At 61.6% G+C, this 11,191-nt stretch carries 11 protein-coding genes; 10 read left to right on the forward strand and 1 reads right to left on the reverse strand.

The window, feature by feature from the left end; translation table 11 throughout:
• The first annotated feature begins 101 nt into the window (after positions 1-101).
• From ACIQ36_RS13850 to ACIQ36_RS13895, 10 genes are all read left to right on the forward strand, one after another.
• On the forward strand, positions 102-434 hold the full coding sequence (locus ACIQ36_RS13850; RefSeq protein WP_395830249.1) for an accessory factor UbiK family protein: 333 nt from the start codon (positions 102-104) through the stop codon (positions 432-434).
• Between the two features lie 185 nt (positions 435-619).
• Positions 620-1,126 (forward strand): YbjN domain-containing protein, encoded by a 507-nt coding sequence (locus tag ACIQ36_RS13855; RefSeq protein WP_045776214.1) that lies wholly within the window; start codon positions 620-622, stop codon positions 1,124-1,126.
• 3 nt (positions 1,127-1,129) lie between these two features.
• Positions 1,130-1,942: a pyrroline-5-carboxylate reductase gene (proC, locus tag ACIQ36_RS13860; RefSeq protein WP_395830251.1), complete on the forward strand. Its 813-nt coding sequence runs from the start codon at positions 1,130-1,132 to the stop codon at positions 1,940-1,942.
• An 88-nt stretch (positions 1,943-2,030) separates the two neighbouring features.
• Complete coding sequence (locus ACIQ36_RS13865; RefSeq protein ID WP_395830253.1) at positions 2,031-2,636, forward strand: TetR family transcriptional regulator; 606 nt, start codon at positions 2,031-2,033, stop codon at positions 2,634-2,636.
• A 143-nt stretch (positions 2,637-2,779) separates the two neighbouring features.
• The gene (locus ACIQ36_RS13870; protein ID WP_395830255.1) at positions 2,780-3,205 is read left to right on the forward strand and encodes a phasin family protein; all 426 of its coding nucleotides are present in this window, start codon (positions 2,780-2,782) and stop codon (positions 3,203-3,205) included.
• Between the two features lie 213 nt (positions 3,206-3,418).
• The gene (locus tag ACIQ36_RS13875; protein WP_395830257.1) at positions 3,419-5,428 is read left to right on the forward strand and encodes a methyl-accepting chemotaxis protein; all 2,010 of its coding nucleotides are present in this window, start codon (positions 3,419-3,421) and stop codon (positions 5,426-5,428) included.
• Between the two features lie 45 nt (positions 5,429-5,473).
• Positions 5,474-7,756, forward strand: coding sequence for an ATP-dependent helicase (locus ACIQ36_RS13880; protein ID WP_395830259.1), 2,283 nt, complete (start codon positions 5,474-5,476; stop codon positions 7,754-7,756).
• Positions 7,757-7,855: 99 nt separating this feature from the next.
• A complete protein-coding gene (locus ACIQ36_RS13885; protein WP_395830261.1) occupies positions 7,856-8,485 on the forward strand; it encodes a hypothetical protein in 630 nt (209 codons plus the stop codon).
• Between the two features lie 69 nt (positions 8,486-8,554).
• Positions 8,555-9,430 (forward strand): 50S ribosomal protein L11 methyltransferase, encoded by an 876-nt coding sequence (locus ACIQ36_RS13890; protein ID WP_395830263.1) that lies wholly within the window; start codon positions 8,555-8,557, stop codon positions 9,428-9,430.
• 63 nt (positions 9,431-9,493) lie between these two features.
• Entirely contained in the window at positions 9,494-10,354 is an 861-nt protein-coding gene (locus tag ACIQ36_RS13895) for a sulfite oxidase heme-binding subunit YedZ (RefSeq protein ID WP_395830266.1), read from the forward strand.
• On the opposite strand, the gene ACIQ36_RS13900 is transcribed toward ACIQ36_RS13895, so the two are convergent.
• Positions 10,311-10,796, reverse strand: coding sequence for a YajQ family cyclic di-GMP-binding protein (locus ACIQ36_RS13900; RefSeq protein WP_395830268.1), 486 nt, complete (start codon positions 10,794-10,796; stop codon positions 10,311-10,313). The two genes, ACIQ36_RS13895 and ACIQ36_RS13900, sit on opposite strands and share 44 nt — an antisense overlap.
• Positions 10,797-11,191: the final 395 nt, after the last annotated feature.

Consider the following 11,191-nt stretch of genomic DNA (forward strand, 5'->3'; position numbering starts at 1 on the left):
ATTTAACCGCCCCCGTCATAAACATGTGATACGTCTTACCCTGCTTGCCGCCCGGCGATGGGCACGGCATGGTGAGGTTTATGGCTAAGGAGGCAGTTCCGATGCGACAGCAAGGACGGTTTTTCGAAGATGGTGCCCGGGTTGCCGGGGGCGCACTAGGGGCTTTGGCCGGGTTGCGGGCCGAGGTCAATGGCTTGGCGCGCGGCCGTCTCGAACGGTTGCTGGCCGATTTGAACTTGGTGACGCGCGACGAGTTCGAGGCGATGCGCGATGTCGCGGTGCGGGCACGGGAAGCCCAGGCGGCTTTAGAAACCCGTTTGGCAGCGCTCGAAGCCCAAATCGCAGCGCTTAGTGCAGTTGCCAAACCCGTTGAAGCTTCCCCGGCTAAAGCCACGCGCTCAAAGGCAAAACCGGCGTCGGACGCCGCAGTTTAGCTGGTTTTTCGACCGATTGATTTCGGTTTGGTCGCCACACTAGGCTTGCCTTTTTAGGTTTTGCCCGGTATCGCTGCCGTAGGGGCCTCGTCTGAGCAGGCGGGGTTTTCGGTGGCGAGGATACCAGCCGTTTCCTTTGGGCTTAGGTCTCGTTCTTTATTTTGGTTCGCCCGGAGGCGACAGGTATGACCACCCTTCGTGAGACAACTCCCGATCTTCCGTCTCATCCGCTCGACATTGTCGAAGACATTGTAACCGCGAATGAGTGGCCGTTCGACCGCGCAAGCGACGACGAACTGATCGCAGAACTGCGCGGTCGGTGGTGCGATTATCGCTTGTTCTTTGTGTGGCGCGACGATGTGAGCGCGCTGCATTTTTCCTGTGCGTTTGACGCGAAGGTGCCCGAAACGCGCCGCCGCGAAATCTATGCGCTCACCGCCCTGATTAACGAGCGCCTGTGGATCGGTCACTTCGAGGTGAGCCTTGAAGACGGCATGCCTTTGTTCCGCCACACGCTGCCGCTGCGCGGACTGCTGACCGGTGCTTCCTTGGAGCAGTTGGAAGATTTGGTCGATGCCGCCTTTACCGAGTGCGAACGCTTCTATCCGGCATTCCAATTGGTGATCTGGGGTGGCAAATCAGCGGAAGAAGCGCTGGAAGCGGCCCTGTTCGAAACCGTCGGCGAGGCGTAACGCATGGGCCTCGCGCTGTTGCTGCTCGGGTGCGGCAAAATGGGCGGGGCCATGGCCCGGGGCTGGTTGGCGTCGGGCACGGTGGACCGTGTCACGATCGTCGATCCCCACCGCCCGAGTGATCCCGTTATTGCCGCCGATCCGCGCGTGGTCTGGGTGCCCGAGGTGGCGGCGCTTGAGGCGCCGGGCGCGCTCGATGCCGTTATTCTCGCCGTGAAGCCGCAGATGATGGATGGGGCGCTCTCCGCGCTTACCCCGAAACTCACCGGAACGCCGCTGATTCTCTCCATCGCCGCCGGCAAAACCATTGCCTATTTCCGCCAGTATTTTGATGCCGCGCTGCCGCTGGTGCGCTCCATGCCGAACCTACCCGCCGCGATTGGCCGGGGCGTGACCGTTTGCGTTGTGACCGAGAGCGTTACGGCAGCCCACCAGAAGCTTGCGACCGATCTTCTCTCGGCCTGCGGGGCGGTGGAATGGGTTGCGGATGAAAAGCTGATCGATGCGGTCACGGCGCTGTCGGGCGGCGGCCCGGCCTATGTGTTCGCGCTGATCGAAGCGATGACCGAGGCGGGGATTGCGGTCGGCCTTGCCCCCGATCTCGCCGGGCGACTCGCCCGCGTTACCGTGGCGGGCGCGGGGGAGTTGGTGCATCAATCCGATCTTCCCGCCAGCACCTTGCGCGAGAATGTGTGCAGCCCCGGCGGCACCACCATCGAAGCCATCAAAGTGCTGATGGGGCCAGACGGCTGGCAACCGATCATCACCCGCGCGATTACCGCCGCCACGCGCCGCGCCGAACAACTCGGTTCATAAAACTGCCTTTTTGACTCCGCAGGATTCCCGCTGACCGTGCAGGTCGCTTTCTGCTAGGGTGTCGCTACGGGAGGGAGACCCCAAACTGATGACCGATCCGGTTCTTCTGGCGGTAAGCCGCGCCATTGCCGAAACGGCCTGGACCAATGTGCCGATGGCCGAATGGGCCGCGCGCGCCGACGTGCCGTTAGCCGACCTTCAAGCGCGTTTCCCAACGAAGCTCGCCATTCTGCTGGCCTGGAATAAGGCCGCCGATACCATGATGCTCACCGATTTGTCGGCGGACGAGCAGGAAGGCCCGATCCGGGACCGGCTGTTTGCGCTGCTGATGCGCCGCATCGATGCGTTGCAACCGGGACGCGACGCCCTGGCGTTGCTCCCCGATCCGCGCCGAGGCGCACCGCATTTGCTGGTCGCCGTTGCGCCGCATCTCTTACCGTCGATGGTCTGGACGCTCGAAGCCGCCGGGCTCGCCACGGGGGGAATGCTCGATCTCTTGCGCGCCAAGGCGCTCGGCATCACCTATGGACTTACGCTTCGCGCCTTTGTGGCCGACCCCAACCCGGATCTATCGGATACGATGAAGGCCCTCGATCAAGCGCTAAAGCGATTGCAGGGCTGGCCGTTTGCCCTGCCGCGCGAGGCATCTCCCACCGCGCCCGAGGCCGCTGCTACGCCATCGAACGGCCTCTAAGTTTCCCTCCGATCCTTGGGGGAAGTGTGCACGCAAAAGTTATGTTGCACTGCACAAAATGCCTTGATTTTAGGCGGACGCTGTGACATGGTGTTCTCATGTTGCAGCGCAGCAATAGACCTTACCCCCTCAGGAGACCTCCCATGGCCCAGAACCCCTTCTTCGATTTCGACTTCACCAAGATGATTTCCGAATACAAGCTGCCCGGCGTGGACGTGGAAGCGCTTGTGTCGGCACAGCGTCGCAATATCGAAGCGATCACCGCCGCCAACCAACTCGCTTTTGAAGGCCTGCAAGCCGTTGGTCGTCGTCAGGCCGAAATTCTGCGCCAGACGCTGGAAGAAGCCGCCTCCGTGCTGCGCGATAGCGTTGCCCAGGGCTCGCCGGAAGAAAAGATCAGCAAGCAGACCGAACTTGCCAAACATGCCTTCGAAAAGGCCTTGGCCAATATGAAGGAACTTGCCGACCTGCTCACCAAGTCGAACCAGGAAGCCGCCGCCGTGATCAGCGCGCGCGTGACTGCCAGCATCGACGAAGTGAAGGGCCTGCTGGCCAACATTAAGAAGTAATATCAACAGCCGTTGATTGCTTTATGCAAAGGGCTATTCCCGTTTAGGGAATAGCCCTTTTGTTTTTTCTGATGAATCCTTTGGTTCATTAAATTTTCCTTAATAGAATTAGAAAAACTTCGTAATTTCTGAATAGTATTGCGCGCAGATTGTCACAAAACTGTCATTAACGCTGGGGTAATTTGCCAGAGTCTCTTGTAGGAGGATCCGACCATGACCCTTCCCGCGCTCGGTATCCGGGGTCGGCTTTGGCTGGCTTTTGGCGCGATTTCGGCGCTGCCGATCATCGCTGCCCTCGTCGCCTGGTTCGCCTTTGCCGATGTTGCCGCCCGGATGGATCTGGTCGCCGATCAACGCCTCCCGCAAATCGAAACCGCCCTGCGGCTCGCCGCGAAAGCCGAACAATTGGTTGGCTTCGGCCCTGCTCTTGTCGCCGCTCCAGACCCGGAAACGCGGGCGGGGCTCTGGCAAAAGGCAACCCCGACCGAGGCCGACGCGCGCCGCTTGATCGATGCCCTGCGCAGCACGACCGACGCGAGCGAGATTACCGACTTCAGCTCCTATATCGACGATATGGTCCGCATGTTGGACGGCATCCGGCAGGCGGTCGACTCGACGACGGCCATTCGCGCGCGCCTTGCCGAAACCACTTTGTCCGTCGATCTGACCGCCCAAGATTTCGATCAATCCGCCACCCGGCTAAGCCAAAGCGAAACCGGGGCTTTGCTGCGGCAATTGAACGCCCGCCTTGCGACCCAGGTCCAAGCGCTGCCCGCGATGAACGATGTCGACGCGGTGAACCGGACCAGCCGGGCCGTGCAGGAACAGCAAGCGACGATGATCCGGCTGATCGACGGTTTGAACGCCGCCGACAAGGCCGAAATGGCCCCGCCGCTCGCGTCCTGGCAGGCGATTCTCTCGGCGCAACCCTTCCAACAGCAGGTCAACTACCTGCTCGACGGCCAGGACCGCGATTTGCTGCTGGGCTCGAACGTCTCGGTCGCCGAACGCATCCGCGAACGCACGGCCAAACTGGTGCAGGACGCGCGCGGCGGGGTTATGACCGCCGCCGAGGATGTGCGCCGCGTGATCGCCGCAGGCGTGCAGAAGCTGTTGGGCGTTGCCGCCGGGGCCGTGGTTCTTGCCATTGTGATCGGCTGGTTCTACGTGAGCCGCCAAGTGATTCGCCGCCTGATGCGCCTGATCGACGCGATGGGCCGCCTGTCCCAAGGCCAGCGCGACGCTTTGATCGAGGATAAGGGCCGCGACGAAATCGGGGCGATGGCCGAAGCCTTGCGGATTTTCCACGAAAACGCCCTGGCGGTCGATCGGCTCAATCAGGAAAAAATCGAAGCCGAACGGGTGGCGGAAGAAGACCGCCGCGCGACCCTAAACCGCCTCGCCGACGGGTTCGAAGCCAGCGTGCGCCATATCGTCGAGGACGTGGGCAACGCCGCCACCGATATGCAGGGCTCCGCCGATGGGCTCGCCGAGGTCGTCGGCACCACTCAGGAGCGGGCGGAGGATGTGCGCAGCGCCTCCGATCAAGCGGTGATGCATAGCCAAACCGTTGCCTCGGCGGCAGAGGAATTGACAAGCGCCATCGGTGAAATTGGACGGCAAGTCAATCACGCCGCCGGAATCACCGGCTCCGCCAGCGCCGCCGCCGATATGTCGGAACAGCAGATGCGCCAGCTTGCCGCCGACGCCCAGCGCATCAATGAGGTCGTGGAACTGATCCAGGCGATTGCCGCGCAAACCAATCTGCTGGCCCTCAATGCAACCATCGAAGCCGCACGGGCGGGGGACGCGGGCAAGGGTTTCGCCGTCGTTGCCGCCGAAGTGAAAGCGCTCGCCATGCAAACCGGACGCGCGACCGACGAGATTCGCGGGCTCGTCTCCACCATCGGCGCGCAAACCCAGGTGGCGGTGAGCAATATCGCCAATATCACCAGCGTCATGCGCGAGGTGAATGAGGTCGCCGCCGCGATTGCCGCCGCCGTGGAACAGCAAGGGGCCGCCACCCAGGAAATCGCCCGCACCGTCCAGGATGTCGCCCAGGGCGCGGTCGGCGTGAACCGGAATATTCTGGCGGTCTCGGACGCAACGGCAACGGCGCGGATGGTGTCGGCTTCGGTTCAATCGGCGGCAACGGGGCTTTCGACGTCGGCGCAAACCCTGCGCCGGGAAGTGGATGAATTCGTTATGCGGGTGCGGGCCTAGCAGCATCTCATAGCGTTTCACGCCGGGCTTGGGTATAGACAGATCATGAACGATTTCTCCGATCTGCCCGAACCCGGCACCCCCGACGATCTTCCCCCCTACCTCCTGGGGCTCAATCCGCCGCAACGCGACGCGGTGGAAGCCACGGAGGGGCCGGTGTTGGTGCTGGCAGGCGCGGGTACGGGGAAAACCCGCGTGCTGACCTCGCGCCTCGCCCATCTCATTCTAACGCGCCGCGCCCAGCCCTACCAAATTCTGGCCGTGACCTTCACCAACCGCGCGGCGCGGGAAATGCGGGATCGCGTCGCCGCCCAAATCGGCCCGATGGCGCAGGATATTTGGCTGGGCACCTTCCACGCGCTGGCCGCCCGGCTGCTGCGCCGACACGCGGAGCTAGTCGGGCTGAAAAGCACCTTCAGCATTCTCGATACCGACGATCAGTTGCGCCTGCTGAAGCAAATCTTGCAGGCCAATGCGGTCGATGAAAAACGCTGGCCCGCCAAACTGCTGCTCGGCACGATTGAGCGCTGGAAAGATCGCGGCCTCACCCCCGACAAGCTGTCCATCGACGATGGCGGCGAGATGGCGGGCGGGCGGCTGGTCGATCTCTATCGTCAGTATCAGGACCGGCTGAAGATTCTGAACGCCTGCGATTTCGGCGATTTGCTGCTGCATATCGTCACCATCTTCCAGCAGCACCCGGACGTTCTGGCCGAATATCACCGCAAGTTCCGCTATATTCTGGTCGATGAGTATCAAGATACGAACGTGGTGCAGTACCTCTGGCTGCGGCTGCTGGCCCAACAGAGCAAGAATATCTGCTGCGTCGGCGATGATGACCAATCGATCTACGCCTGGCGCGGCGCGGAAATCGACAATATCTTGAAGTTCGACAAGGATTTCCCCGGCGCGAAGATTGTGCGCCTGGAGCAAAACTACCGCTCGACTGCGCCGATTCTGGCCGCCGCCGGGCATCTCATCGCCCATAACGAAGGCCGTCTCGGCAAGACCCTGTGGACCGATAAAGACGGCGGCGCGCCGGTTAAAGTGCGCGGCGTTTGGGACGGGTCGGAAGAAGCGCGCGAAATCGGCGATGAAATCGAAAGCCTCCAGCGCGACGGCCACGGGCTTGGCTCAATGGCGATTCTGGTGCGCGCCGGGTTTCAGACGCGCGAGTTCGAAGAGCGGCTGCTCACCTTGGGCGTCCCCTACCGCGTCATCGGCGGCTTACGCTTCTATGAGCGCGCCGAAGTGCGCGATGCCATTGCCTATCTGCGCCTGATCGCCCAGCCCGACGATGATCTTGCCTTTGAGCGCATCGTCAACGTCCCCCGGCGCGGCATTGGCGATGTGGCCTTGCAGACGCTGCACCGGGCGGCGCGGGGGGCGGGCCTCTCGCTCAGCCTCGCCGCTTATGAGGTTGTGGCGTCGGACGAGTTGAAACCAGCGGCGCGCAAGGCCGTGTCGGGTTTTCTGACCGATATCGACCGGTGGCGGCAACTGGCCCAGGGGCTTTCCGTCGCCGAACTCACCGAGCAGATTCTCGACGAATCGGGCTATACCGCCATGTGGCAGGCCGATAAATCGCCCGAAGCGCCGGGACGGTTGGAAAACCTCAAGGAACTGGTGCGCGCCGTCGAAGAGTTCGAAACCCTCCCCGCTTTCCTGGAACACGTCAGCCTCGTCACCGAGCGCGCCGAAAACAGCCAGGAGGAGCAGATCACCCTGATGACGCTCCACGCCGCCAAGGGGCTGGAATTCGACACCGTGTTTCTGCCCGGCTGGGAGGAGGGGGTGTTCCCCAATCAGCGCAGCCTGGATGAAAGCGGCGCGCGCGGGCTGGAGGAGGAACGCCGCCTCGCCTATGTCGGCATCACACGGGCAAAAGCGCGCGCGTATATTTTCCACGCCGCCAATCGGCGCATTCATAATCAATGGCAATCGCTGCTGCCCTCGCGCTTCCTAGGCGAGTTACCGCAGGCGGATATCGATCTGTCCGCCGCCACCGGCCTCGCCGGGGCCTATAGGGCCAGTGTGGGGACGGGTGCGACCGAAACCTATAGCGGGGCGAGTTACGGCGGCGGCGCAAGCAACGGCGACCGCTGGGCCGCGCGGCGCGCCGCGCCCAGCCGGGGCCCCGTTATCGAAGGACGCGCGACCCGGCTCGCAACGGGCCAGTCGCCGCGCTTTCAGGTGGGCGACCGGGTTTTCCATCAAAAATTCGGCACCGGCACCGTGGACATCGCCGATGGCGATAAGCTGCAAGTCACTTTTGAGGCGGCGGGCGTGAAGCACGTTATGGCTGCATTTATCGAGAAAAGCGCGTAAGATTATGAGGGTTTGCATTACCTTACGGTTCGATTCTCATTCTGTTAAGAAATATTGAGTCAGAATAAACGGGGTGCATCGCGGGGGGAGAGAGGACGCATGATCGGTCGACCAATAGCAAAAGCCGGGCCTTCCCGCGCTAAGGTGCGGGACAAGCGGCTGAGCATGCCGAACCTCTTCATCGATCTGCGCGATAAAGTCTACCGCACCAATACCTGGGCCCCCGGTAAGCTGATTCTGTCGGACTATGAGGGCGCGCTTGCGACCGGCGAAGATTTTTCCGGCGTGCTCAAAATCGGCGGCAGCCCAAAAGTGTTCCTGTTTGATGGGCACGCCGCGCGCGTCGATTACATCAATAAAAAACTCGCCGCGAGCTTCGAGTTGCACTCTGCCGAAGCGCAAGACCTGTTGGCCAAATACTATTCCGTTAAAGAAAATAACCCCGCCGCCGAACTTCCGCCGCTGCTCTTCAGCCTTGCCTACCGCACCGTCAATTGGTCGCTATCCGGGTTCCTCATTGGCAATTACGCCGGCAAACTGAAAATCGGCCAGCAATTTTCCGGTATGATTCGGCTGGATAAAACCACGAAAGCTGGCTTTTTCCGCGCCGAAGTGAAGCGGCATGTTGGGGCGGTGCGCGGCCTTGGGGCACAGTTTCTCAGCCTGACGCCGGAAACGTTCGAGATGTTTGAAATCGCCATGAAGAAATCGGAAAGCGCGGGGAATTAATCCCCGCTTTCCCCCAACGGCAAAGCGCTTTACGGTGCGCACCGCTTCAAAACGCGGGTAAGGTCCATTATGGCGCAAGAATATAAAATCATCCTCGTGGTTAAAGAAACCTCGGTGCAGCCCTTCGCCGATGCGCTGGACGATCTGTCGGTCGCGATTGCCGCCTTCGAGATCGTCCCCGGTGGCGATTGGCGGCTCGAAGCCTATGCGATTGAAGAACCGGAGGCCGCGACCGTCGCCGAGCGCCTAACGCTGGCTGCGACCGCCCACGGGCTGCCGCTGCCAAAGTTCGAGATCGAAGCGCTCCCGCAGACCGATTGGCTGGCGGAAAACCGCCGCTCCTTCCCGGCGCAAACCATCGGGCGCTTCTTTATCCACGGCTCGCATTTCGAAGGCCCGCCCCCATCGGGATCAATACCGCTGCTGCTCGACGCCGCCACCGCCTTCGGGTCCGGCGAACATGAAACGACGCGCGGGTGCTTGATCGCCATCGACCGCATCGGCAAGCAGCGCCGCCCGAAAAAGCCGCTGGATGTGGGGTGCGGGTCCGGCATTTTGGCGCTCGCTATGGCCAAACGCTACCGCCGCAAAGTGATCGCCTCCGACCTCGACCGCGAATCGGTGCGCGTTGCGCGGGAGAATATGCGCCTGAACCGCGAAAGCGCCTGGGTACGGGTGGAGCATGGCGCGGGTTACCGCCTGCCGATCATCGGGCGGAACAAACCCTATGACTTGATCGTCGCCAATATTCTGGCGAAACCCCTGTGCCAATTGTCGAAAGACCTAAAGCGGCACCTGTCGAAAGACGGCACCGTTATTCTCTCGGGCCTGCTGCAAGCCCAGGAAACCATGGTTCTGTCGGCCCACCGCCGCCAGGGCCTGCGTCTGGTCAACCGTCAACGCCGCAAAGGCTGGAGCACGCTGACGCTCGCCGCGCGACGCTAAGGACCCTGTAACCTTCGCCCCGGTGCGTCCGAAGTCACTCTATATCCTATGAGGAGCGATGACATGGCCGCCCCGTGGCGAACCCGAAGCGGGCAGATTTCCGCGCTCAAGCTTGGCGTTTTCATCGGCCTTTTTTTACCGGCCCTTTGGCTCGCCCTGCGCTGGGCCGGGCTGGCGTCCGATCTTGGCCCGCGCCCGATAATGGAAACAATCCACCGCAGCGGCGATTGGGCCGTGCGCTTGTGGCTGATCTCCCTGGCGATTACCCCGCTGCGCCACCTGTTCCGCGCCGCGCCCTTGGTGCAGGTGCGCCGGATGGTGGGGGTTGCGGTCTTCGCCTATGCCGCCCTGCATTTCGCCCTCTATATCGCCGATCTCTCCTTCGACCTGTTGAAGGTCGCCTCCGAAATCTACCTGCGCTTTTACCTTACGATTGGCTTTGTCGCGCTGCTTGGCCTCGCGGCGATGGCGGCGACCTCGACCGATGGCATGCTGCGCCGAATGGGCGGGCGGGCGTGGCGGGGCTTGCATAGGCTCACCTATCCGCTCGCCGTGGTTGCCCTCGTGCATTTCGGTTTGCAGTCGAAGCTAGACGTGAGCGAGCCGATGGTGATGACCGGGTTGCTGCTGTGGGTTCTGCTGCTGCGCTGGCCAAAAGCGCGCGGCGGATGGGCGCTTGTGCCGGGCGTGATCGCTGTAGCCCTGGCAACGGCGGGGCTGGAAGCGCTTTGGTACAGTTTGCGCAGCGGTGCGCCGCTGATGGCGGTGCTCAGTGTGAATTTTTCGACCGGTCTCGGCGTGCGTCCGGCCCATTGGGTTGGGATTCTGACGGGGGCGGTCGCGCTCGCCGCCCTATTGTGGCAAGCGCGACCGATAGAGGCTAGTCGCGGAAATTCTCGAACTGCAAAGGTTGCTCGATCTTAAGCGTGCGCAACAGCGCGATGGCTTCTTGCAGATCGTCGCGCTTTTTGCCGGTTACGCGCAGCTCGTCGCCCTGAATGGCGACCTGGACCTTCATTTTCGAGTCCTTCACCGCGCGCGTAATCACTTTCGCCACGTCCTGCGGAATGCCCTGCTTGACGGTGATGACCTGGCGCACGCTATTGCCCATCGCTTTTTCGACGGTTTTATAATCGAGTGCGCTGGGTTCGATCTTGCGGCGGGTGAAATGCACTTTCAGCAACTCGTGCATCTGATCGAGCTTCAACTGATCGTCGGCCAGAACGGTTAAATCATTGTCTTTGCGCGTAATTTCGCACTTCGACCCTTTGAAGTCGAAGCGCGTGCCGATTTCACGGATAATATTGCCTAGGGCATTATCGACTTCGGCAATATCGGTTTTCGACACAATATCGAAGGACGGCATGGGTCGCTCCTCATAGATCGCAGACGGTTGGCGGCATTGAAAGGCCGGATGGGGTTCCGGGGGCAAGCAAAAAATCTTGCTTCGGAATCCGAATCTCTCCCCCTTGCAGCCCGGCGGGACGATTCCTATCTCCAATTCGTCGATGCCGAACTCGGGTCGACGCTGAAAACCGGATGCGCCCGAAAGGCGATCCACCCTTTTCCATGTTGCTTCTCTAGGAGAATATGGCCATGCGTACGCTTAATCTGAATCCGCTCTTCCGTTCCACCGTTGGGTTTGATCGTCTCATTCATTTGATGGATGCGGCCCAGCGGGCCGAGGATACGAGCGCCAGCTATCCGCCCTATAATATCGAAAAGCGTGCCGATGACCGCTATCGCATCACGATGGCCGTT

This window comes from Elstera sp., from assembly GCF_044372965.1.
Lineage (GTDB): Bacteria > Pseudomonadota > Alphaproteobacteria > Elsterales > Elsteraceae > Elstera.